The 23,900-nt window shown below is 66.0% G+C and carries 21 protein-coding genes; 9 read left to right on the top strand and 12 right to left on the bottom strand.

The features are described 5' to 3' along the window. From acpS to folK, 4 genes are all read right to left on the bottom strand, one after another. Complete coding sequence (acpS, locus tag HLH35_RS13915; protein WP_182965380.1) at window positions 1-411, bottom strand: holo-ACP synthase; 411 nt, start codon at window positions 409-411, stop codon at window positions 1-3. After that, complete coding sequence (locus HLH35_RS13920) at window positions 408-2,651, bottom strand: RelA/SpoT family protein (protein ID WP_182979748.1); 2,244 nt, start codon at window positions 2,649-2,651, stop codon at window positions 408-410. Before HLH35_RS13920 ends, acpS begins: the two co-directional genes overlap by 4 nt. A gap of 76 nt (window positions 2,652-2,727) precedes the next feature. Then, window positions 2,728-3,123 (bottom strand): DNA-directed RNA polymerase subunit omega, encoded by a 396-nt coding sequence (gene rpoZ / locus HLH35_RS13925; protein WP_182979704.1) that lies wholly within the window; start codon window positions 3,121-3,123, stop codon window positions 2,728-2,730. A 75-nt stretch (window positions 3,124-3,198) separates the two neighbouring features. Beyond that, complete coding sequence (gene folK, locus HLH35_RS13930; protein WP_182979705.1) at window positions 3,199-3,696, bottom strand: 2-amino-4-hydroxy-6-hydroxymethyldihydropteridine diphosphokinase; 498 nt, start codon at window positions 3,694-3,696, stop codon at window positions 3,199-3,201. A gap of 219 nt (window positions 3,697-3,915) precedes the next feature. Between folK and HLH35_RS13935 the strand changes: the two genes are divergently transcribed. Beyond that, entirely contained in the window at window positions 3,916-4,530 is a 615-nt protein-coding gene (locus HLH35_RS13935; RefSeq protein ID WP_182979706.1) for a LabA-like NYN domain-containing protein, read from the top strand. Between the two features lie 65 nt (window positions 4,531-4,595). Here HLH35_RS13935 and HLH35_RS13940 read toward each other — a convergent pair whose 3' ends face one another. The 3 genes from HLH35_RS13940 to msrP form a co-directional block, all read right to left on the bottom strand. Next, on the bottom strand, window positions 4,596-6,092 hold the full coding sequence (locus tag HLH35_RS13940; RefSeq protein ID WP_182979707.1) for a malate:quinone oxidoreductase: 1,497 nt from the start codon (window positions 6,090-6,092) through the stop codon (window positions 4,596-4,598). Between the two features lie 623 nt (window positions 6,093-6,715). After that, window positions 6,716-7,330 carry a protein-methionine-sulfoxide reductase heme-binding subunit MsrQ gene (msrQ, locus tag HLH35_RS13945; protein WP_182979749.1) on the bottom strand — a complete coding sequence of 205 codons (615 nt, stop codon included), beginning with the start codon at window positions 7,328-7,330 and terminating at the stop codon, window positions 6,716-6,718. Continuing rightward, window positions 7,327-8,283, bottom strand: coding sequence for a protein-methionine-sulfoxide reductase catalytic subunit MsrP (gene msrP, locus HLH35_RS13950; RefSeq protein ID WP_182979750.1), 957 nt, complete (start codon window positions 8,281-8,283; stop codon window positions 7,327-7,329). Before msrP ends, msrQ begins: the two co-directional genes overlap by 4 nt. 115 nt (window positions 8,284-8,398) lie before the next feature. Between msrP and HLH35_RS13955 the strand changes: the two genes are divergently transcribed. Continuing rightward, window positions 8,399-9,295, top strand: coding sequence for an NAD(P)-dependent oxidoreductase (locus HLH35_RS13955; protein ID WP_182979708.1), 897 nt, complete (start codon window positions 8,399-8,401; stop codon window positions 9,293-9,295). A gap of 33 nt (window positions 9,296-9,328) precedes the next feature. On the opposite strand, the gene HLH35_RS13960 is transcribed toward HLH35_RS13955, so the two are convergent. Continuing rightward, window positions 9,329-10,192, bottom strand: coding sequence for a squalene/phytoene synthase family protein (locus tag HLH35_RS13960; protein WP_182979709.1), 864 nt, complete (start codon window positions 10,190-10,192; stop codon window positions 9,329-9,331). Window positions 10,193-10,339: 147 nt separating this feature from the next. On the opposite strand from HLH35_RS13960, the gene HLH35_RS13965 reads away from it, so the two are divergent. Further along, window positions 10,340-10,948 (top strand): superoxide dismutase, encoded by a 609-nt coding sequence (locus HLH35_RS13965; RefSeq protein ID WP_182979710.1) that lies wholly within the window; start codon window positions 10,340-10,342, stop codon window positions 10,946-10,948. 72 nt (window positions 10,949-11,020) lie between these two features. Here HLH35_RS13965 and HLH35_RS13970 read toward each other — a convergent pair whose 3' ends face one another. Further along, window positions 11,021-12,442 (bottom strand): sugar porter family MFS transporter, encoded by a 1,422-nt coding sequence (locus HLH35_RS13970; RefSeq protein ID WP_182979711.1) that lies wholly within the window; start codon window positions 12,440-12,442, stop codon window positions 11,021-11,023. 70 nt (window positions 12,443-12,512) lie between these two features. Next, a complete protein-coding gene (gene yajC, locus HLH35_RS13975) occupies window positions 12,513-12,893 on the bottom strand; it encodes a preprotein translocase subunit YajC (protein WP_182979712.1) in 381 nt (126 codons plus the stop codon). Between the two features lie 140 nt (window positions 12,894-13,033). Here yajC and HLH35_RS13980 point away from each other — a divergent pair, with 140 nt between their 5' ends. The 5 genes from HLH35_RS13980 to HLH35_RS14000 all read left to right on the top strand — a co-directional run bounded on the left by HLH35_RS13980 (window position 13,034) and on the right by HLH35_RS14000 (window position 19,356). Continuing rightward, complete coding sequence (locus HLH35_RS13980) at window positions 13,034-13,933, top strand: ATP-binding protein (protein ID WP_182979713.1); 900 nt, start codon at window positions 13,034-13,036, stop codon at window positions 13,931-13,933. Between the two features lie 216 nt (window positions 13,934-14,149). Beyond that, window positions 14,150-15,235, top strand: coding sequence for an aromatic ring-hydroxylating oxygenase subunit alpha (locus HLH35_RS13985; protein ID WP_182979714.1), 1,086 nt, complete (start codon window positions 14,150-14,152; stop codon window positions 15,233-15,235). 16 nt (window positions 15,236-15,251) lie between these two features. Next, complete coding sequence (locus HLH35_RS20255; RefSeq protein ID WP_182979715.1) at window positions 15,252-16,253, top strand: bifunctional GNAT family N-acetyltransferase/(deoxy)nucleoside triphosphate pyrophosphohydrolase; 1,002 nt, start codon at window positions 15,252-15,254, stop codon at window positions 16,251-16,253. 611 nt (window positions 16,254-16,864) lie between these two features. Beyond that, window positions 16,865-18,559: a DUF4214 domain-containing protein gene (locus HLH35_RS13995; protein WP_182979716.1), complete on the top strand. Its 1,695-nt coding sequence runs from the start codon at window positions 16,865-16,867 to the stop codon at window positions 18,557-18,559. Next, the gene (locus tag HLH35_RS14000; RefSeq protein WP_182979717.1) at window positions 18,556-19,356 is read left to right on the top strand and encodes a hypothetical protein; all 801 of its coding nucleotides are present in this window, start codon (window positions 18,556-18,558) and stop codon (window positions 19,354-19,356) included. The genes HLH35_RS13995 and HLH35_RS14000 overlap by 4 nt, the downstream gene beginning before the upstream one ends. 469 nt (window positions 19,357-19,825) lie before the next feature. On the opposite strand, the gene HLH35_RS14005 is transcribed toward HLH35_RS14000, so the two are convergent. After that, entirely contained in the window at window positions 19,826-20,734 is a 909-nt protein-coding gene (locus tag HLH35_RS14005) for an SMP-30/gluconolactonase/LRE family protein (protein ID WP_182979718.1), read from the bottom strand. An 80-nt stretch (window positions 20,735-20,814) separates the two neighbouring features. Between HLH35_RS14005 and HLH35_RS14010 the strand changes: the two genes are divergently transcribed. Further along, on the top strand, window positions 20,815-21,570 hold the full coding sequence (locus HLH35_RS14010) for a competence/damage-inducible protein A (protein WP_182979751.1): 756 nt from the start codon (window positions 20,815-20,817) through the stop codon (window positions 21,568-21,570). 189 nt (window positions 21,571-21,759) lie between these two features. On the opposite strand, the gene HLH35_RS20325 is transcribed toward HLH35_RS14010, so the two are convergent. After that, window positions 21,760-23,715 carry a glycoside hydrolase family 3 C-terminal domain-containing protein gene (locus tag HLH35_RS20325; RefSeq protein ID WP_338029357.1) on the bottom strand — a complete coding sequence of 652 codons (1,956 nt, stop codon included), beginning with the start codon at window positions 23,713-23,715 and terminating at the stop codon, window positions 21,760-21,762. Window positions 23,716-23,900 lie beyond the last annotated feature (185 nt).

Consider the following 23,900-nt stretch of genomic DNA (forward strand, 5'->3'; position numbering starts at 1 on the left):
CTAGGGGGCTGGACCAGCGTCGATCATCACCTGCGCGAACGCATAGGGATATTCGTCGGTCATGGTCAGCAGAATCCGGGCGGCCTCGCCGGGCGGCAGCAGGGCGTCCAGCCGCGCCCGGGCCCCGCCGGTCAGGACCATGACGGGCTGGCCGGTCGGCAGATTGTCGACCCCCAGGTCGCGATGGAACACGCCGAGCGAAAATCCGGTTCCCAGTGCCTTGGCGCAGGCTTCCTTCGCCGCCCACCGCTTGGCATAGGCCCCGAGCCGCGCCTGCCCCTTCCGCCGGTCGGCCCGCCGCCGTTCGGCTTCGGTGAAGACCCGGTCCAGAAACCGTTCGCCGTGGCGATCCAGCGCGCGTTCGATGCGCCGGATATCGCACAGGTCGGACCCGATGCCGAGCAGGCTCATCCTTTCGCCCGCTCCACCTGGACGACGCTGCTGGAGGCGCGCATCGCGGCGATCAGCGACGACAGATGGCGCAGGTCGCGCACCTCGATATCCGCCAGGATCTCCATGAAATCGAGCTGGCGGTTCACGATGCGCAGATTGACGATGGTGCCGTCATGCTTGGAGGCGACATTGGTCAGGGTCGCCAGGATCGAGGGCTCGTTGGCGGCGACGATGCTGAGCCGCCCGATATGCGGCTCGCTCGTGCCCCGGGCGATCACGTCGTAATCCCAGTCCACGTCCATGAAACGCTCGGGCGTGGCGGCGAAGCTCTCCAGCGTCTGGCAACCGGCTGTGTGGATGGTGATGCCCTTGCCGGTCGCGACGATCCCCACGATCCGGTCCCCGGGCAGCGGATGGCAGCAGCCCGCGAAATGGACCGCGATGCCGGGGCCGATGCCGGCCAGCGCCATGCCGCCGCCCGATTTGGGCCGCCCGGTGCGCGTGGGTGCACGCATGGGGATACCCGGCACCATGCGCGGCGCGCGCGGCGTCTGGCGCAGTTCGGGATAGGCCGCATGCACCACGTCGCGCGGCCCGATATTGCCGTTGCCGACCGCGACATACAGATCTTCGACCGAAGCCTGTTTCAGGTCGGACAGGATGCTCTCCAGCACCTTTTCCGACCCGTCCACGCCCTCCTGCCGGAAGGCTTTGGCCAAGGCGGCGCGGCCGCCATCGACATGGGCTTCGCGCTGCTGGGCGGCGACATGGCGGCGGATGCGTGCCCGTGCCTTGCCGGTGACGACGAACCGCTCCCACGACGGCGACGGCGTGCCGCCGCGTGCCGTCATGATCTCGACCTGGTCGCCGTTCTGCAATTCGTGGCGCAGCGGCATCAGCCGCCCGTTGATCCGCGCGCCCACACAGGTGTCACCGACCTGGCTGTGCACCGCATAGGCGAAATCGACCGGCGTTGCGCCCCGTGGCAGCGAGATGAGTTGCCCCTTGGGCGAGAAGCAGAAGACCTGGTCCTGGTAGAGTTCGAGCTTGGTATTTTCCAGGAATTCGTCGGGTGCCGCCGAATCCTCCAGGATGTCCAGAAGGTCCTGCACCCAGCGCAGGCCCGTGCCCACCCGCGCGGCATCGCCGCCGGCGCCGGGCAATTGCTTGTACATCCAGTGCGATGCCACGCCGTTCTCGGCGATGTCGTGCATCTCGGCAGTGCGGATCTGCACCTCGATCTTCTGGTTGCGCGGATAGCGCAGCGTCACGCCCGTATGCAGGCTCTGATAGCCGTTGGCCTTGGGCGTGGAGATGTAGTCCTTGAACCGGCCGACGATGACGGGGAACGCGGCATGGACCGCCCCCAGCGCCACGTAGCAGGCCTCGCGCGTCGGCACGATGATGCGGAAGGCCATGATGTCGGAAAGCTGCTCGAAGGCGACATTGCGCTTCTGCATCTTTTCCCAGATCGAGAAGGGCGATTTTTCGCGCCCCGACACTTCGACCTCGCCCAGCCCGGCATCGCGGCACAGCCGGACCAGCTCGCGCCGCACTTCTTCGATCACGTCGGCGCCCTGGCCGCGCAAATAGTTCAGGCGCGCGCGGATGGTCGCGTTGGCTTCCGGCTCCAGCTCCGCGAAGGACAGGTTCTGGAGTTCGGTCTTGACCTTGTCCATGCCGATGCGCCCGGCCAGGGGCGCATAGATTTCCATGGTCTCGCGCGCGATGCGCTGGCGCCGGTCGAGCCGCTGCACGTAATGCAGCGTGCGCATATTATGCAGCCGGTCCGCCAGCTTGACGATCAGCACCCGGATGTCCTTGGACATCGCGAGCACCAGCTTGCGGAAATTCTCGGCCTGCTTGGTGCGGTCGGACTGGAGCTCCAGCCGGGTCAGCTTGGTGACGCCATCCACCAGGTCGGCAATGGCCGGCCCGAATTCGGCGCGCAGCCGCTCATGCGTGACGCCGGTATCCTCGATCGTATCGTGCAGCAGCGCGGTTGCGATCGAGGACGGGTCGAGATGGAAGCCGGCGAGGATGCTGGCCACCGCCAGCGGATGGGTAATGTAAGGGTCGCCGTTGTCGCGGACCTGCCCGGCATGGGCCTCCTGCGCGACGGCGAAGGCCCGGCGGATCAGGTCGAGATCGGCATCCGGGGCATAGGTGCGGACACGCCGCACAAGCCCTTCGCAGGAAATGACGCGGGCGGGGGGCTGTGTGGTCCCGGCGGGTTCACCCTCTTCCGGTTCAGGCACGGACGCGGGCGAGGCCGGCGCCTGGGCGGCGACATGTACCGTGTCGGCAGGGCCGGCCGCGTCCGCTGCCATTGGCTTATCGCCGCGTACGGCCGCCCAGCTCGGCCTCGATCGCGGCCTCCAGTTCCTCGGCCGACATGCCGGCCCCGTGGGCCGCCTCTTCCTCGGCCGAAACGTCCTGGAGACCGAAAATGTTCTGCTCGGTCGGGATCAGGTCCATCACTTCCTCATCCGCGGGCTCGGGCTCGGGCGCGCGGGCCAGCGAACGAACCAGGTCGCTGCGGATCTGTTCCAGTTCGATCGTCTGGTCCGCGATTTCACGCAGTGCAACGACCGGGTTCTTGTCGTTGTCGCGGTCGATCGTCAGCTCCTCGCCACGCGACAGGCCGCGCGCGCGCTGCGCCGCCAGCAGAACCAGTTCGAAGCGATTGGGAACCCGTTCGACGCAATCTTCGACGGTGACGCGAGCCATGAGGCAGGCCTCCGGAGTAAATTAGTTAAAAAAACAATTTTATCCACAACGAAGGCCAAACGCAAGGTCCGCGTGTCACGCGCCTTCCAGACGGCGGATCTGCTGGTCCGCGAGGGCCGCGATCGACGCCCCGATATCATGCCCGGTCCTGGGATTGCACCAGGCCGGCGCCACATCGCGCAACGGCAGCAGGACGAACGCCCGCTCTTCCGCCCGGGGATGCGGCAGGATGGGATCGGGGGCATCGCGCACACAGTCCCCCATGGCCACAATATCCAGGTCGAGCGGCCGCGCGGCGTTGGCGACCGTACGCCGCCGCCCGGCCTCGGCCTCGATCGCCTGCAGGGCGGCCAGCAGCGTCACCGGGTCGATCTCCCCTTCCGCCGCCACCACGCCATTGACATAGGGCGGCTGGCCGGATGGCGGGACCGGCGCGCTTTCATACCATGCCGAGACCGCCGTGACCCGCAATCCGGGAATGGTGGCGATACGCCCGACCGCCCAGCGGCAGGTCTCGATCGGCGTGCTGCCCCCTTCGCGCGGCAGATTGGCCCCGATCGCGATCAGAATCATCGGGCCCACCGCCGCGCAGGCCGCACCGCAATTCCATGGCGCGCACCCGATGGCGCGGGCGTTTCAGCGTTTTGCAAAAGGAACATCATATGCCTTATTCGCCCATATCAATTTGCCCCCGGCGGCTCTACCCTTCCGCCTGGTGGGCATATTGTTAAGTGCGGCAATCAATCCGCGCGACATTTCTAGCTCAGGCCATACTACAAGGATTCAAGGCCCATGTTTTTTCAACCCGACGAACGTACATGTCTTTTTATCGACGGCTCAAGTCTCTACTCGGCCTCCCGTCATCTGGGGTTCGACGTCGATTACCGTAATCTGCTGACATTCTTCCGTTCCAAATGTCACATCATCCGCGCTTATTATTATTCCGCGATCCTGGAAAGCGAGGAATATTCGCCCCTCAAGCCCCTGACCGACTGGCTGGTCTATAACGGTTATTCGCTCGTCACCAAGACGGCGCGGGAATTCGTCGACCAGAACGGACGCCGGCGCGTGAAGGGCAGCATGGATATCGAGCTTGCCGTCGACATGATGGAGATGGCCCCCAAGATCGACCATGCCATCCTGTTCAGTGGCGATGCGGATTTCCGGCGCCTGCTGGAAAGCGTTCAGCGCCAGGGCGTGCGGACCACGGTCGTCTCGTCCGTCCGCACCTCGCCGCCGCTGATCGGCGATGATCTGCGGCGCCAGGCCGACCAGTTCATCGAGCTCGCCGACATCGCGGCGCAGTTCACCCGCCGCCAGGGCGAGGCCCGCGTGACCCGCCAGCAGCAGGCCCCCGTCCGCCACCCGGCGGACCAGTTCAGCGAACTGGACCACGACGAAGACTGACGGACACCGGAGCCGGGCAGGGCCGCCACACGGCGCCCTGCCCGGCTCCACAGTCTGGTTGGGCCTCAGCCCTCGAGTTGCAGGGCCCGCGTCGTCCAGTCATGGACATGGGCGCACAGGTCGGGCCGGTCGGCCAGCGGGCCGCCATAGGACGGAATCATTTCCTTCAGCTTCGCGTCCCAGCGCGGCAGTTCGCTGGCAAAGCATTTGCTGATCACGGTCAGCATGATCGACACGGCGGTCGAGGCCCCCGGCGAGGCCCCCAGCAGGGCCGCGACCGTGCCGTTGGCGCCGGTGATGACTTCGGTGCCGAATTGCAGGACGCCGCCCTTCTTTTCGTCCTTCTTGATCACCTGCACGCGCTGGCCGGCGGTAATCAGTTCCCAATCCTCGGACCGGGCGTTCGGGACGAAATCGCGCAGCGCGTTGAGGCGCGTCTCGTTGGATTGCAGGACCTGCTGCACCAGGTAGCGGGTCAGCGGCATATTGTCGCGGGCCACGGCCAGCATGGCGCCCAGATTGTCCATGCGAATCGATTTCGGCAGGTCCCACAGCGACCCCTGCTTCAGGAACTTGGTCGAGAAGCCGGCATAGGGGCCGAACAGCAGCCCCTCCTTGCCGTCGATCACGCGGGTATCCAGATGCGGCACCGACATCGGCGGCGCGCCGACCGATGCCTTGCCGTAGACCTTGGCATGGTGACGGGCGATGATATCCGGGTTGGTGCAGCGCAGGAACTGCCCGCTGACCGGGAAGCCGCCAACCCCCTTCGATTCGGGGATGCCGGTCTTCTGCAGCAGCGGCAGCGCGCCGCCGCCGGCGCCGATGAAGACGAAGCGCGCGGCCACCGGCACGGTGGTGTTCGTCGTGAGGTCGCGCACCGAAACGCGCCAGGCGCCGGAGGCGTCCTGCTTCAGATCCTCGACCTCATGCGACAGTTTCAGGTCGAAACCCTGCTGGCCCGACAGGAAGTTCACCAGCAGATGCGTCAGCGCGCCGAAATTCACGTCGGTCCCCGACGCGATCCAGGTCGCGGCCAGCTTGGTGCCGGCGGTGCGGCCCTCCATCACCAGCGGCATCCACTGCGCGAGTTGAGCCGGGTCGGTCGAGAACCGCATGCCGCCGAACAGCGGGTGATCCTTCAGTGCTTCGTAGCGGCGGCGCAGGTAATCGCAATTCTCGTCGCCCCAGACGAAGCTCATGTGCGGAATCGGGTTGAGGAACGCGCGGGGCGAGGCGATCACGCCCGATTCGACCAGATAGGCCCAGAACTGGCGCGAAAGCTGGAATGCCTCGTTCACGCCGACGGCCTTGGAAATGTCGATCGTGCCGTCGGCGCGCGACGGCGTGTAATTCAGCTCGCACAGCGCGGCATGGCCCGTGCCGGCATTGTTCCAGGCGTTGGAACTTTCCTTCGCCACGTTGTCCAGACGCCCGAACATCCCGATCGACCAGTCCGGCTGCAAAAGCTTGAGAAGCGCGCCCAACGTGGCGCTCATGACCCCTCCGCCGATCAGGACGACGTCATAGGCGGATTCGGTTCGGGTCGTATGCGAGGTCATGACATTCTCCGGAACGAGGCGCGCAGGCCGAGGCCTGTGAATACGGTCTGGGCCGCCGGTCCCATCGCGGCGGACCGAAGGCGGGAAAGGGTGATCGTCCATGAACCGGACGAACCTGAACCGGGTGCCATGCGGGCCGTATCGTCGCGGACACTCCGCACATCGCACATACGGTATCGCACAGCCATCACCCGGTCCGGTCCACCGGAACGCCTCAACCTCTTGCCATCTGAACCGGTTTTCCGAGGCATCATCTCTGCGCGAGCCGATCCTGACCCGCCTTGCCCGCCACGACAAGCGGGGGGTGAATACAGATTCCGCCTCTTCCTTTTTATTTCTTCCATTTTTCGGACTTCCCCGTCGGAATGGCGCTTCTGTCCATTCCATTACCGCATGACTGTCAGGCTTTTCCCGCATCATGGCAAGGGAACCACCTGCCACGATACGGCACGCGCGCCTCAGAGCCTGACCGAAAATGCGGGCTGGCGAGCGAGAGCGGCCCATAGGGCCGCGCCCGGCGTGTGTTGCCGAGCATCGGAGCGGAGTGGCCTTGATGGCCATGAGCACCGAAGCGCAGGCAACGCGCGCTGGATCGCCGCCAGCGCGCGTTTTCGGTCAGGCTCTCAGACCGGCGGGGCTTTCGCGCGGCGAGGTGCCGCCCGATAGACCCGGAAGGCCAGCAGGGCGGCCACGACCAGGCCATAGAGCAGCGTCTCGACCCGTATGACCTTGAAAGACAGGATGAAATGGATGGCGGCGCAGATCGCGGCGGCATAGACCCAGCGATGCAGTGCCTTCCAGCGCCGCCCCAGCCTGCGGATGGCCCAGCCATTGGACGTCGCGGCCAGCGCGGACAAAATGGTGAAGGCGACCATGCCCAGGATGATGAAGGGCCGTGTGGTCACGTCGGCCAGCAGGGTGTGCAGGTCGAATCCCTGGTCGAGCGCCACATAGGCCGACAGATGGAACAGCGCATACCAGAAGGCCAGCAGCCCCACCGCCCGCCGGTAGCGGACCAGATTGACCCCGGTCAGGTCCCGCAGCGGCGTGATGCACAGCGACAGGATCAGGAACCGCAGGGCCCACAGGCCCAGCGTGCGCTCGAACGTGTTGACCGGGTCGGCCCCCAGCCGGTTCGTCGCCCCCAGGACGAACGAGACCACCGCCGGCACCAGCCCGATGCCATACAACGCCAGCCGGATCAGGCCGGCCGATCTCCCTCGCCGCGCCGCCATCAGAAATCGCGCCGCAGGTCCATGCCGGCATACAGGCCCGCCACCTGTTCGCCATAGCCGTTGAACGGCAGGGTCAGCTGCCGGCTTGCGCCGAAAAACCCGCCGCCGGCCCCGATCGGCCGCTCGCTCGCCTGGCTCCAGCGCGGATGGTCCACGGCGGGATTGACGTTGGCGTAGAACCCGTATTCGTCGGGCGCGCGCACGTTCCATGACGTGCGAGGCTGCCGGTCGGTTAGCCGGATGCGCACGATCGACTTGATGCCCTTGAACCCGTATTTCCACGGCACGACCAGCCGCACCGGCGCCCCGTTCTGGTTGGGCAGCGTCTGGCCGTACAGCCCGACCGCCAGGATCGTCAGCGGATGCATGGCCTCGTCCAGGCGCAGCCCCTCGACATAGGGCCAGTCCAGAACCGGCAGCACCCCGCCCTGCCCCGGCATTTCCGACGGGCGCACCACCGATTCGAAGGCGACATATTTCGCGCTGCCCAGCGGTTCGACCTCGGCCAGAAGGTCGCGCAGCGCGAATCCGATCCAGGGGATGACCATCGACCACGCCTCGACACAGCGCATGCGATAGATCCGCTCTTCCAGCTTCCGCCCCAGCAGCGCGTCGATGTCATAGGTGCGGGGTTTGGCCACCATGCCTTCGACCCGCACGGTCCATGGACGCGGGTGGAAATCGCCGGAGCGTTCGGCAGGGTCGGTCTTCTCAAGCCCGAATTCGTAGAAATTATTGTAGTGCGTCACGTCGCGCAGCGGTGTGGGCTTCAGCCCCTCGCCCGACAGGGGGCCAGGCTGCGCCGCCAGATCCACCGCCCTGGCCGCGCGGGACGGCAGGATGCCGCCGACGAGGCCGGCGGCGGCACCCGCCGCCAGCAGGTCGCGCCGCGACAGCCAGAGAGCGTGCGGCGTGATCGAGGAGGGTGGCGGAGAAGGGTAGCGGAAGACACGCATGCAGGACGCCTTCTGGAAAATGGGGCCGGATCGGCGGACCGCCTGGGGACGTGACACCACCGGGATCGTCCGGCACCCTGCCGCAAACGGGACGAAAAAGAAAAGGAGCAGGATCATGCCCGATTTCTCTGAGCGCGGCACGGCAGGCACTGTCGGCTTTATCGGCTTCGGCGCCATGGCCAGCCGCATGGGCCGCAATCTTCAGGCCGCAGGCTACCAGATCGTGGCTTACACCCCGTCCGGCAAGGGCGGCGACGGCGACACACGCTTCCTGCCCTCGCCGCGTCTGCTGGCCGAAGCGGCCGGCGGAACGGTCATCCTCTGCGTCCCCGACGACGAGGCGCTGACCAGTGCCGCCTACGGGCCTGACGGCGCGCTGGCGGGCATGGCGGCGGGACAATTGCTGATCAACACCAGTTCGGTATCGCCCGAGGCCTCGCTGGCGCTGGCCGCAGCCGCCGGGGAACGCGGGATCGCCGCGCTGGATGCCCCGGTCTCGGGCAGCACGCCCGAGGCCGATGCCGGGGCGCTGGTGGTGCTGGTCGGCGGGGATGCGCAGAGTGTCGCGCGGGCCCAGCCGATCTTCGACATTATCGGCAAGACGACGATCCATGCCGGGCCGGCAGGCAGCGGCTCGAAGCTGAAGCTGGTGATCAACGGCATTATGGGCGTGGGGCTGGCGGCGGTTGCCGAGGGCGTATGCTACGGGCTGGCCGCCGGGCTGGAGCGCGACATGCTGTTCGAGGCCCTGGATTCGGTCGCGGTGATCTCGCCCCACCACAAGCGCAAGCTGAAAGCGGCGCGGACCGGCGATTTCCGGCCGCAATTCCCGACCCGGCTGATGCAGAAGGACATGCGGCTGCTGCTGGACGCCGCTGCCCGCGTTGCGGCCCCGGTGCCGACCATGGCCGCCACCACCCAATTGCTGTCCCTGACGCGGCGGCTGCACCCGAACGACGATTATTCAGCGCTGTTCGCCGTGCTGGAAAGCACGGTGGCCAATACGCCGTAAGACGCTCGATTGGGCCCGGGTGGGGCGGCAGGGTCAGCCGAAGGCCATTGCGGCCATCACCGCCAGCCGGTCGCCCAGCCCGCGAGGTGCGAATCCGGCCGGCGCGCCGTCGGCGCCGCGGGCCAGATCCCGCCGTGCCAGAACGCCGGGCAGTGCCGCCGCCCGGGCCGCGCGCGGCAGGCGCGGGCGCCCGGCCTCGGCCAGAAAGACCGCGCCTTCGCGACACAGGGCGGCGCGCAGGGCCCGCAGGATGTCCGGCGTCAGCGTCGCGCCGTCGCGAATCGCATCCCCCGACAGGCCGGCTTCGGCCAGTGCGGAGTCCGGCACCGGGCATCGGCCACTGGCCAGCACCATGTCCAGATGCCGCACCAAGCCGCCCGCGCCATAGGCGGCGCCGTGCGATTCGACGGCTTTCAGCAGAGCGGGGTCGGTCACGCCGGCCGCCTGGGCGATCGCGACCTGCACGCCGCCCGCCCCGCCAAGCATCGCGGCGCGCCAGGCGGGCCAGTCCGCCAGCCCGTCCAGTTCGGCCTCACGCGCGTCCAGAATGCCCAGCAGCGTTTCCGCCTTTACCCTGCCGGCCGCGATCAGCGCGCGCAGCGGGCCGGCGACCGCGTGCGGGTGGCCCGCGCCCTCGACGATCTCGCGCCACCATTGCAGGCGAATCAGCCCCGCCATCGGCCCCGCGACCGCACGGGACTGCATGCCGCCCAGGGCACGAACGGTTTCGTGATTGAACGCGATCAGCGTGAAGGCGTCCTCGCGCGCTGCCTGGGGCAGGAACAGGGCGCACAGGAAGCGGTCGGGATCGGCCCGCCGGGCGACCGCGGCACCGGGGGAAACTCCGGCTGCGGCGGCGCGTCTTTCAGGGGGGGCTGGCGTGGCAGCGATTGTCATGACAACGACTTGCCGCGCGCAACGGCGTGGCGCAAGAGTTTCGGCCGGCGGGTCGGCCGTCCCTGTTCCGTCACTTGACGCCCCTTCCCCGCCCTCATAGCTCTGACGGGCGGCGTTTCCGCCGCTGCAATTCCAAGGAGAACGTCCATGGCTTTCGAATTGCCCACTCTTCCGTTCCAGACCAACGCGCTGGCGGCGCGCGGCATGTGCCAGGAAACGCTGGAGCTGCATCACGGCAAGCACCATCAGGCCTATGTCACCGCGCTGAACGGCTTCGTCGAGGCCAAGCCCGAACTGCAGGGCAAGTCGCTGGAAGAGATCATCCTGGCGGTCAAGGGTGATGCGGCCCTGGCGCCGGTGTTCAACAATGCCGGCCAGCACTGGAACCACATCCTGTTCTGGCAGAACCTGTCGCCCACCGGCGGCACGATCCCCGACGCGCTGGCGGCCAAGATCGCCGAGGATTTCGGCAGCGTCGACACGTTCAAGACCGATTTCAAGGCGGCCGCGACGTCGCAGTTCGGCTCGGGCTGGGCGTGGCTGGTCCTGGGCTCCGACGGCAAGCTCAAGGTGACCAAGAGCGCCAACGGCTCCAACCCGCTGGCCGAAGGCCAGGGCAAGGTGCTGCTGGGTCTGGATGTGTGGGAGCATTCCTACTATCTCGACTTCCGCAACCGTCGCCCCGACTACGTGACCAACTACCTGGACAAGCTGGCGAACTACGAGTTCGCCGAGGCGCAGCTCAAGGCCGCCTGATCGGCCGACGGCAGCTCTGGTTCTGGAATGCCCGGCCCCTTTGGGGCCGGGTTTTTCATGTCCGGCCGCCTGTTACCGGGGCCCGCGCCCGATATCGCGCAGGCGCACGCCGGCGGTGAGGTCACGCTCGATCCGCTCCAGCGTCAGGCCCTTTGTCTCGGGCACGAACAGGGCGACCAGCACCACGAACAGCGCATTCAGCCCCGCATAGAGCCAGAAGGTGCCGGACAGGCCCAGCCGGTCCACCAGGGTGAGGAACGACACGCCCACGATCATGTTGGCGATCCAGTTGGCCGCGGTGGAACAGCCGACGCCGAACTCCCTGCCCTGAAGCGGCTGGATTTCCGCGCACAGCACCCAGACGATCGGCCCGGCCGAAAACGCGAACCCCGAAACGAAGCAGACCATTCCGCCGATGGTCAATGCCTGCGCGGTCGCCTCCCGCACCTCGGCGGAGGGTGAGAGGCCGAGCAGCACCATGCCGATGCTCATCACGACCAGTCCGCAGATCAGCAGGGGCCGGCGGCCCCAGCGATCGACCAGGCCGATCGCCACGAAGGTGGCAGCCACGTTCACCGCCCCCACGCTGACGGTGCCCCACAGCCGCCCATGGTCGATGAAGCCGGCCAGCCCGAGGATACGCGGGGCGTAATACATGACCACGTTCATGCCGGTGAACTGCTGGATGGCCTGCAACGTCACCCCCAGCAGCACCGAGCGGCGGAAATTGCGGTCCGCGCGCAGCAGCGCCCAGCCCGACGTGCGGACATGCAGGCGGGCGTCGATCTCGCGCAGTTCGCGGGCCACGCTGTGCCCCTGGCCGCGCAGGTCCTGCAGCGCGCGCCGCGCCGCCTCGCGCTTGCCGCGCATCATCAGCCAGCGCGGGCTGGACGGCAGGAAGGCGACACCGATCATGAAGACGATACCGGGAAACGCCACGATCCCCAGCATCCAGCGCCAGGTATCGAAATAGGAAAACAGCGCGTTCGAGACGAAGGCCGCCATGATGCCGAGGGTGATCATGAGCTGATAGATCGACACCATGGCGCCGCGATGCAGGGGATCGGCGATTTCGGCGATATAGAGCGGCGCGGTGAAGGTCGAAATGCCGACCGCCAGCCCCATCATCACCCGTCCCGCGATCAGCGTCCCCACCGATCCGGCCACGGCGCAGAACAGCGACCCCGCCACGAACAGGGCCGCGCCGATGAGGAGCGTGTGCTTGCGCCCCCAGCCGAAGGAGAGGCGCGCCGCAATGGGCACGCCCAGCGCCGCGCCCAGCATCATGGCCGCGACGATCCATTCCTGCAGGAGACGGCTGGCGTGGAATTCCCGCGCGATCGGGCCGAGGGCGCCGGAGATGACGCCGATATCGAGACCGAACATCAGGCCGGCCACCGCCGCGAGGCCCGAGGCCACGCCGGCCCGGCCCGATGCATTGGTGGCCGCGAAACGCCCGGCCTTCGTCGCGTCGAGTTCTCCGTACAGCGTCATTCCCCCTCCCCTGAACGGGCATAACGGCGGGCGACGCCGCCGGTTCGCCCGTTCGGGGGGAGGCTTGCCGTCAGTCGGCCTTGGGGGCGGCGTCGTTGGCCGGCTTGGCGGTGCTGGTGATCACCGAGGTCAGGGTCTCGCGCAGGACCGTCACCCGCACATTGGGGGCGATCTCGACCTCCAGCTCGTTCGAATCGTCGCGCACCTTCTGCACGACGCCGACGATGCCGCCGGCCGTCAGCACCCTGTCGCCGCGACGCACCGCCGCGAGCTGGGCGCGCAACTGCTTCTGCTTCTGCTGCTGCGGGCGGATCAGGAGGAAATAGAAGATCGCGAACATCGCGACATAGGGCAGGATCGACATCAGACCGCCGGCGCTCAGGAATCCTCCCTCGCCTCCAGCGCTCTGGGCATATGCCGGGGTCACAAGGAAATCTGAAACTGAGGTCATGTCGCGCTTCCGGCCATCATTTAGTGGGTTGCGGGCTGAGGCAGTGGACCATAGTTTTCGTCCGTTTCCCGTCAAGGCGTCGGTTTACCTCTCCGCCGCGCTCCGGGTCCGATCGCGCCTTTCCAGCCACAGGACCGACGATGGAGTCCCACCCTCTCCTGCCCGTTCTCGACCGTATCGCCCAGGCGCTGGAGCGGCTGTCTCCGCCACCGCCGAGCCTTGCGGGCCTCGATGCGGCCGATGCCTTTGTCTGGCACCCCACCCAAGGGCGCCTGGCGCCGGTGGCCCATGTGGCGCATGTCGATATCGGCCTGTTGCGCGGTGTCGAGATCCAGAGCCGGCTGGTGCTGGACAACACGCTGCATTTCGCCCGTGGCCTGCCGGCCAACAATGTCATGCTGTGGGGCGCGCGCGGCATGGGCAAATCATCGCTGGTCAAGGCCGCCCACGCCCAGGCCAACCGGACCGACGGCGCGCCGGCCGAACCGGGCGCGGGCCGGCTGGTGCTGATCGAGATCCAGCGCGAGGACCTCGCCACCCTGCCCGACCTGCTGGCCCTGCTGCGGACCAACCCGCGCCGCTTCATCGTCTTCTGTGACGATCTGTCGTTCGAGAGTGAGGATGCCGACTACAAGGCCCTGAAATCGGTGCTGGATGGCGGCATTTCCGGCCGGCCGGAGAATGTGCTGTTCTATGCGACATCGAACCGGCGGCACCTGATGCCCCGCGACATGATCGACAATGAGCGCTCGACCGCCATCAACCCGTCCGAGGCGGTCGAAGAGAAGGTCTCGCTGTCCGACCGGTTCGGGTTGTGGATCGGCTTTCACAACTGCGCCCAGGATATTTTCCAGGACATGGTGCGGACCTATGCAAGGGCCCGCGATCTGGCGATCGGGGATGAGGATCTGGCCCGGCGCGCCAATGCGTGGTCCGTCTCCCGCGGCGGGCGGTCGGGCCGTGTCGCCTGGCAGTTCGTCGAGGACCTGACCGCCGAACTCGCCACCGCGCCGCACGTTGGGGAATCGACACGTCCTTGATCCGGATCAAGGCCGGCGACCGATTCCATCCCTGATATCTTGATGCCCTCCGGCCCTGCCGGCCGGAAGGGGAACCGGGCCCGTATCGTTCCGGAGCATTGATACGCGTTATCAATTGCACGACACGATGAGATGCCTCTTTAATGTGTGCGGCTTCTGTCGTGGTACCGCACGACCCGCCGGACAGAAGCAGGCGACCGAGCATATAGAGAGACGATGAACCAGATTCTTTCGACGGACAGCATGCCCCGCCCCGCCCTGACCCTGGGAGAGGACCTGCGACGCATTCGCTGTGATCCCGATTTCTGGTACCCCGTGGCCTGGTCGCGCGAACTCAAGGCCGGCAAGACGATCGGCACCCGCTATGCAGGCCAGCCGATCGCGCTGGTCCGCCCCGTCGAAGGCGAGGTCTTCGCGCTGGAGGATCGCTGCGCGCACCGGCAGGTGCCGCTGAGCAAGGGCACCGTGAAGGGCCAGGCGGTGCAGTGCTGCTATCATGGCTGGGCGTATGGCCGGTCGGGGCGCTGCATCGACGTGCCCTATCTGGGCAAGGGCAAGCTGCCCAACGGCGTGCGCACCTATCCGTGCCGCGAACAGGACGGGCTGATCTTTGTCTTTCCCGGTGATCCCGAGAAGGCCGAGTCCGTGCCGATGCCCAAGCTGTCGCAGGTCGCCAACCCCGAATACAAGACCAGGCGCTTCGGCCGGCATGTGAAATGCCATTACAGCTTCATGCATGAGAACCTGATGGATATGAACCATCAGTTCATGCACATGAAGCAGATGGGCCAGATGAAGCCCCGTTTCCTGGGCCAGGATCGCGGGCCCGGCATGATCGAGGCGCGCTATACCTTTGCCCGCACCGGCGGCAAGCAGCCGATCGGCGAGGCCCTGGTGTTCGGGCAGAAGCGCGACAACAGCGCGAAATTCGCCCATCGCGACGTCATGACGATCCGCACCGAATATCCGTACCAGACTCTGAAGATCGAGCCGACCGGCGGCGAGGCGGTGATGGATCTGTGGATCGCCTACGTTCCGCAGGACGAGGAGCAACTGACCAACCGCGTCTTCGGGCTGCTGTCGATCAAGCGCCCCAAGCTGCCGGGCGTGCTGGACCTGGCATGGCCGTTCCTGGTCGCCTTTACCGAGCGGATCTTCCGCGAGGATCGCGAGATCGTGGAACTGGAACAGAACGCCTGGAACGAACTGGGGGGCGATCACAACCAGGAAGTGTTCCCGGTGATCCGCGACCTGCGCCAGCTTCTGGCCGAATGCGGCATCCGCGCCCCCGCCGTCGGTTGAGGGTGTCGTCACATCCATGAGCGACGAACGGACGGATACCACCCTGCAGGCCGGGCCCTTCCGGCTGCGGGCCCTTCTGTCCTCGGACGCGGGAGCGATGCACCGGCTGGTCAATGACTGGAGCGTCATCCGGATGCTCAGCCGCGTCCCGTTTCCCTATCCGCGCGGGCTGACGGATGAGTGGATTGCCTCGACCGCCGATCTGTCCCGGCGGGGGGTGGCCTATCATTTCGCCATCACTCACCCTGAATCGGAGACACCCGATTCGCTGATCGGCTGCATCGGGTTGCAGGTCGATCGTGGGCGCCGTTCGGCGACCGTGGGATACTGGGTCGGCCGCCCCTACTGGAACCGCAAGGTCGCCACCAGCGCGGTGGGGCGGATCACGCGCTGGGCGCTGGCCAACATGTCGGTCGACCGGGTCGCGGCTGCCGTCGCGCATGACAATCCGGCTTCGATCGCCGTGCTGCGCCGGCTGGGTTTTCGCGAAACGGGCACCGGGCACCAGGAATTCGTCTCGCGCGGCGGCGAGCATCCGGTTTTGCTGTTCGAAGCGACGCGGGCGGATATGGCGATGGACGCGCCATCGGCGGGTTCTCCCACCCAGGCGGCGGAACAGAAGCGCGTGGTGCTGGTGGCCGCCGTTGCGCTGATCGATACTGACGGACGCATCCTCCTGGCCCGGCGGCCGGAAGGCAAGCCGATGGCCGGTCTGTGGGAGTTCCCTGGGGGCAAGGTCGAGGCCGGTGAAACGCCCGAAGCGGCGCTGATCCGCGAACTGGACGAGGAGTTGGGGCTGGATGTCAGCCGCTCCTGCCTCGCGCCCTATACGTTCGTGTCGCACGATTACGGACATTTTCACCTGCTGATGCCCGTCTATGTCTGCCGGCGCTGGAAGAACATTCCGCGCCCGCGTGAGGGCCAGACCCTGGCATGGGTTCGGGGGGAGGATCTGTCGGCCTACCCGATGCCCGAAGCCGATCTGCCGCTGGTGCCGCTTCTGCGCGATCTGGTCTGAGCGTGGGAGGACATGCGCACGGGCGAAGGGCCGCGCGCGTCTTTCCACTCTGATACCTTCTGCCCATCGCAGCCGCCCCGCGCCGAGGGCGCGAAAGCACGCCCGGACACTCTTTTCCGACCGCTTTCGTTCACTCGTTCGAATATCTGATCCGCCTCTTATGCCATGCACGACGGATGCATTCAGATGGCACCGATGGGTCGGATCTGTCAGCGTCTGAAATAAGCTGCCTCTCCCTGAGAGCAATGCCGCCATTTCCCGATTGGCGCCGATGAATACCATGACGCGAGCCAAATCCCGGTTACGAGGTGCCATTCGTCGCCGTGTATTCTTCTCATCTCTCCGCGACAACCATGGTCCAATCTCCTCTCCGCGCTTGTCAAGGCGACCGAGGCGCTGCAACGTAACGCAACAGATTATTATATAATGTTGCATTGGTGGCGCGATGTCTGACCTGACGACCCGGCGTTTCTCAAGACCGGCTCTTCCCGTTGACGATTCCCAGCATCATGCGGATCGTCCCGCGGCCAAGGCGGCGTCCGCGATGCCTGACGCCACCCAGGATGTCGGCCGTTCGTCGCGTAACCTCTCCGACCCGCCGGCCCGCGATCGTGACGATCGGCCCGCGCGCAGCGCCCTCGCCCGCCGGGTATTTCCATGATTATCGCCGCGACCCGGCCCTCCTGAATGCCCTTGCCGCAGGGCAGACGCCGCATCACCCGCGCGCGGCAGAACCGCAACCCGCGACAGCGCCGACCGACCAGACGGACGGGACCGGCACCACCGCGCCAGCCCAGATGAAAATGCTCTCTCTCGTCGCCGATACCGGCAATGACAATGACGATGACGATGACGCAGGCACAATCAACATCCCTGGCGATAATGGGGATGTAACGGTCATAGGCACTCCTCCGTCATCCGATGACGGGGATGGCATCTCATCTCCCGACCCCACGACGCCTGATACGCCGCCGCCCGATACATCTCCTTCCGATACCGGTCCCGAACATATCGTCGTGCATGGGGTCCCCGTGACCGTTGTTCATGGCGTCGAGTACCTGACAGGCGCGTCGGGCGGGGTCGCGACCTACGAGACGGCGTCAGGCGCGCACGTCCCGATCAAGCTGGCGGATATCGACAAGGACATCCAAAAAGACACCAACGATCTCCTGGGTCATTCGACGACGGAGGCGGATTACACCACGGCCTACCAGCAATTCGCGGCAGGCCAGTCTCCCGACCAGGTCCGCAGCACAATCGCCCATTCGACGGAAGCCGGCAACGCGATCAAGGCACTCTACCCGCAACTGCTCGGCCGCAGCGCGACTTCGGATGAGGTCGCCACCTACAAAAAGGCCCTGGTATCGGGCCAGACCCTGGCCCAGGTTCGCAGCACGCTGGCCCATTCGACGGAGGCCGGCGATGCAGTCAAAGCGCTCTACCCCCTGATCCTGGGCCGCAAGGCAACTTCGGACGAAGTGGCCACCTATAAGAAAGCTATGGTGTCGGGCCAGACGCTGAATGACGTCACGGTCGCACTCAGCCAGTCGGACGAAGCTAAGTCGCAGGTCACCAGCTTCCTGAACAATGCCGTCGGCGAAGTCTCAGACGATCTGGTGCATGCCGGGCAGACGATGCTGCAAGGCATCACGCAGGCCTATCAGACGGTCGAGAATTATACATCGAGCCAGCTTCAAGCTGCGGCGAAGGGTTTTCACGCATCATGGGCTTCGAGCACGAACCCGCTGGCGAGCATGCTGCCCACCACCACAGAAGGATGGATCGGCCTGGCGGCTACCATAGCTCTGTTACCGGTTGCCGCTCCGGAAGAAGCTGTCGCTGGCGCCGCGATAAAGCTCGGCGGAGCGGATCTTCTCGAGGCAGGGTTTCAGATCGTCGAATCCCGCTTACCCTATACGCTGGAAGAGGGTCAATCGGTATGGGATCTGGACCCGATATACCGTGGCGTTGCGATAGAACAAAAACTTTCAAAAACGGAATATAGTTCTGCAGAGGGCTGGTATCATATCGGAAGTTCAAATGGTGGATATTTCCCCCTTATCGATTTTCAAAAAGGGAATACTCTTGTCAGTTTGAAAAGCGTCAACACAACCGGATCGACATGGCTCTCGCGCATGGAAAACATTATTAAAGAGCTCGATGCCCGACGGGGGAAAGTCAACGGTGTTCCCGCGGATATGGTGTTGGATATACGCGTGCAACCCGGCGGTGTTGAGGCGGCAGAGCCGCTGATAGAGTATGGCGAAAGAAACAAGGTAACGGTAACAGTCGAGGCGCATCCATGATGATAAGAAGCAGAACAGAAAAAATAGAATTTATCTTTTCGACAAATGAGATCGGCGCTCCCAAGGAAGTGCGGATTGGTTCTGCCGATTTTACATTTCAGGATCTGGAAAGCACGATAGCACCCGCTGAAGCTTTTATTCAAATAAGCAAAATATTGAAAGAATTAAATATCAGGGATGCCTTTGTTTATCCTGTAAAAAAATCCTCTTCCGCCATGATGCTGAAAAAAATTCAACGGGAAAAAAATTGGGGACGGATAGAAACCGCCGAACTGTCCTTTCAATATGGCCTTGTCGGCAGCTGTGACCATTGCTTTGTCTCCATCAAAGAAAAAACCCCTCACGCGGCCGGAGATTGGGAAAAATGGGCCCATCCATTCATAAAAATGGACGGCTTTGTCCAAGGATGGGTTGTAGATGTAGACTATAACTATTGGCAGAATGCGAAAGATACTTTACAGTACAAAACTGCCGGTCGCGATTATTCACAATTGCCCATGAAATCGAATGGGAAGCCTCCTCCCGTTCAACGGATGATCATCGACACATCCGGGAATCCAGGGCGTTGGGTATTCCGGGAAGGTTATATCGAAGCCGTCGGGGCGGTCATGTGGCTGAGCGACTTATTCTGGGATCGCGTTGGGCGGGAGCATGAGAGACGCGTGCAATCTGCCGAATGGGTGCGTAAGAGCGAGCCGGAAAAGGGGGTCATGGAGATCCGCGTCGCAGATCGCTGTTTCGTTTCCGATGAAACGGCAGATCTCCAGAACCGGTTGCGGGCGCTTCTGTACGAGTGATGTCCGTCAGGGGCTGGCGTTTTTTTGCGTTGCTCACGACGGAAAACGGAACGTTCAGCGTGCCAGAGGTGATCAGGGAGCCGATCCGTGGACTTCATCGGGGCCGGCAGCCCCGGCTACGCAAACAGCGCCGGACATATGGCTGCATTCAAGTGTCAAATTCAATACGTTCCACTTGCGTTGTCACGGCCGTCCACACATGGCTCCCGGCATTTTAGACAATGACCTCTCTATCCTCGTACATTCCGTACGGGAGCCATCCACAACATCGCCTCGTTCCTACCCTGTTGGATATCCGATTCGCGGATTTCAAAAGATCGCAGGAAGCGAGACGAAGGCGATTTACCGGCTTCTTGAGGTGGTGGAAGCCGCCATGGAACGCAATTGGCGTTACCAGAATAATTCCGGTCTTATCCATTAAGCACTTCCATAAACCTCGCTTGCAGTCGGCACCCGCCGAGACACTCCCCTACAGCGCGAACGGGGCGTCGAGCGTGAAGGTCGCCTGTTTCTGTCCGGCGATGCTGGTGCCGAAGGCGAACAGGCTGCCGCTGAGGGGCTGGTCGGCGAGCTGCTGTGCCGACAGGCCCTTGCGGGCGGTGGTGACGAACACGGTACGGTAATCGGCGCCGCCGAAGGCAACCTTGGTGACGTTGCGCGCCGGCATGGGAATGGGTTCGACCTTCGTGCCGTCCGGGGCCAGGCGCTCGATCCGGCCGCCGTCCCACACGCCGATCCACAGGAAGCCCGCGCTGTCCACCGCGATGCCGTCGGGATAGCCATCAAGCAGGGTGGCGAAGACCCGCCGGTTCGACAGGCTGCCGTCGGGCGCCACGTCGAACGCGTAGACGGTGCGGGCTGGCGAATGGTTGTGATAGAGTGTGCGCCCGTCGGGCGACAGGGCCGGGCCGTTGCTGACGACATAGCCCGTATCCTCGCGCCGGATCGACAGCGCGCCGCGATCCTGGCGGACGGAATAGAGCGAGCCGGTGGGGTCGGTTTCGGCGTCATGCATGGTGCCGAACCACAGGCGGCCGAACCGGTCCACATGGCCGTCATTGATCCGGTTGCCGGGCTGGTCGGGTTCGACCGGCAGGTCCAGGCCGAATCGGCCGGTGGTGGGCGAAAACCGGTGCAGCCCGTCGCGCAGGCCGCACAGGAAGGTGCCGTCGGTCAGCGGTACCAGGAAGCCTGGCCGGTCCGGCGCGGCCCAGGAGGTCCGCTCCCCGCTTTCCGGCCGGTAGCGGTGGATCGCCTTTCCGACGATATCGACGAAATACAGGGCCTGCTCGGCTTCCGACCAGACGGGGCCTTCGCCCAGCATGGCTGGGAGCTCCCACACGCAGCGCGGCACGCCGCACATCGGTCCTTCCCTCATCGCCCATTCCTCCTGTCTGGCCGGAAGCGGATTCCGGGCCCATAATGATGGTCCATGCCATCGGACAGGGACCTGCCGCCATGAACCCGACAGCCTGCATTCTGGTCATCGGCAACGAGATTCTTTCGGGCCGGACGCAGGACGTCAATGTGCAATATATCGCACGACGCCTGTCCGAACTGGGGATCACGCTGTCCGAAGTGCGGATCATCCCCGACCGCCGCGAAATTATCGTGACCACGCTGTGCGACGTGCGGGCCCGATTCGACATGGTCTTCACCACCGGCGGCATCGGCCCGACCCATGACGACATCACGGCGCCCTGCGTGGCCGAGGCGTTTGGCGTGCCGTGGACCGTTCACCCCGAAACCTTCCGCGCGCTGGAAGCCCATTTCGCCCCGGGCGAATTCAATGCCGCCCGGCAGCGCATGGCCACCCTGCCGCAGGAGGCGACCCCGATCACCAACAGCGTCTCGATCGCGCCGGGCTTCAGCATCGGCAATGTCCATGTGCTGGCCGGCGTGCCGCGGATCATGCAGGCGATGTTCGATTCCCTGGCCCCCAGCCTGCCGCGCGGCACGCCCGTGACCTCGCGCAGCTGGTACGCGCTGGACCTGTATGAAGGCGCGCTGGCCGCCGGCCTGTCCGAGATTCAGGACCATCATCCGGACCTCGATATCGGGTCCTATCCGTTCCGGCGGCCGGATGGGCGACGGGGCGTCGCGCTGGTCAGCAAGGGCCTGGACCGCGATGCCGTGCTGGCAGCGGCGGAGGCGACGCGCGACCTGATCACCCATCTGGGCTTTACGCCGCAGGAAGGCGAACCGCCGCCCTGAGCCTGACCGAAAATGCGCGCTGACGGCGATCCGACGCGCGTTTCCTGTGCTTCGGTGCTCACGGCCATCAAGGCCGCTCCGCTCCGATGCTCGGAAACACACGCCGGGCGCGGCCCTCTGGGCCGCTCTCGCTCATCAGCCCACATTTTCGATCAGGCTCTCACCAAGGTCGAATCTCCATCCGGTTTTCTACCCGCCTTCGCCATCCGGCAACGCGCCGGGGGCGTGCAGGTCCGGCAGGTGGATCATCACCTGCCGGACCAGATTGGCGGAATGGCCGCCGAGCGACACGCCGTAATCGCCGGCCGGCACCATCCATTCCAGCGTGGCTGGATTCCATCGCCCCAGCATCCGCGCATCGACCGCCAGCGTGAGATGCGTGGTCTGTCCGGGCGCGAGCTGTACGGGGCGCCAGCCGACCAGCCGCTTGGGTGCCTCGCCGCTTCCTTCCGACTGGTCCAGATAGATCTGCGGCACGTCGCGCCCGGGCGCGGCGCCGCGATTGGTCACGCTGAACGCGACCAGCAGCCGCGATCCGTCCCGCGTCGCCTTCAGCTCGCCATAGGTAAAACGCGCGCGGACCGACAGCCCGTATCCGAATGGAAACAGCGGCGCGACATGCGCCCGGTCGAATGCCTTGTAGCCCGCCAGATGTTCCTGGGGCGGCGCCATGCCGCCGGTAAAGGTCACCGGCAGCCGCCCGGAGAAATCGCGCTGCCCGACCAGCAGGTCCGCCAGGACATCCCCGCCGCCATCGCGCCATGACCAGGCCTGCACAAGCCCGTCGACCAGATCCAGCCAGGGCATGCGCCGGTCGGGATCGTCCGACAGCAGGACAACGACCACATGCCCCCCATTGTCGGCCACCGCGCCGATCAGCCGGTCATCCTCGGGGCCGGCGGACAGGATCACGATGTGGCCGGCCTGCGCGATGTCGGGCGGCAGCGGCCCGTTTTCCGGCGCATCGGCGGCCAGTCGCGCGGCCTGTCCCGTGCGGCCCAGGGCATCGACCACCACCTGCGCCGCCGCACGGGCCGTCCCCGCGCCCAGGACGAGGATCGGCTCGGCTGGGGTACCGGCCAGCGGCAGGACCGCGTTTTCATTCCGCAGGAGGACCGCCCCCTCGGCCATCATCTCTTCCGCCAGCGGGTCGCGGTAGGGGGTGGGGGCGCGCAGCGCGCCGAAGGGGGGCGGATGCTCGGTCACCCCGGCCTCGTCCATCGATTGCATGACATGGGCAGCCATGTGATCCAGCCGGACGGGCGGCACGAAGCCGCCCTTCATTACCGCCTGCCGCAGGGTGGCGCCGAACAGCGCCGTGTCGGCGGGTCCGGGCTCGCCCTCCACGTCGACGCCGGCCGCCAGCGCGGACAGCAGGGCATGGCGACGGGCCGGCAGGTCGTCCGGCGTCGCATGGTCCGCCAGCAGGGCGATCATGCCGCCATATCGCCATCCGTCGCGGAGCGTGCGCTCCATGCCGTCCAGGCCCCCGCACGGCCGGAGCCCCACGGTGGCGACCTGGCAGAGCATGCCCGCTCCCCTGGCCTGCCCCAGCGCGATGGAGAGCGCCAGCATGCGGTCCTCGGACATGTCGTCGGCACCGGGCCGGCCTCGGCCGCCGAACAGCGGCAGCACATGGCCCGAGATCAGCCCGGATGCGACCTCGCCCATCATCCGGCCGGCCAGCAGCGGGTCCTCGCCATCATAGGCCCGACCCGCCGGCAGCGGGCCAATTCCGCCGACCGCCGCGATCGCGCGCCCGCCGGCCCGGATTGCGCGGGCCTGGGCCTGTCCCACCCGCCGGGCCAGGTCGCGGTCCCAGGTCGCCATCAGCGCCAGCGGGGAAGATTGGCCCGCCTCGCCATCCACCATGGCCATGCGCAGGGCCGGCAGGCCGGCGCGCGGGACGCCGGGCAGGGTTACGATCGACACGCCCTCGGCTGGTGCGGGTGCGGGCACGACATCCGCCCGGACCAACATCAGTTTCTCGGCCTGGGTCAGACGGGCGGCCAGGGGCGTGGCCCGCGCCGCCCGGTCGGCCGCGCCGGCATGCGGGACCACCAATAGCGACAGGGCCGCCAGAAGGGCCACGCGCCGCCATTGCCCGTGGAGCCGCCATGTCCGCCCGCCCGCGATGCCTGCCACGCCGCCCCTCCGATCCTTCGTCCGTCGCGCGGCGACTCCTCGCGCGGCCCCGTATGATGGCCCTTTTCAAACCGCCTGGAACAGGGAAGGCAAGGCTTGGGATCGTCGTTGCCGCCCCCATTCGTGACCCGTTGCCGATCGCCATCGCGGGCGGCACGGAGAAAATCACCGGCCGGCTTGGCGGG

This window comes from Gluconacetobacter asukensis (genome assembly GCF_014174375.1).
Taxonomy (GTDB): Bacteria; Pseudomonadota; Alphaproteobacteria; order Acetobacterales; family Acetobacteraceae; genus Gluconacetobacter; species Gluconacetobacter asukensis.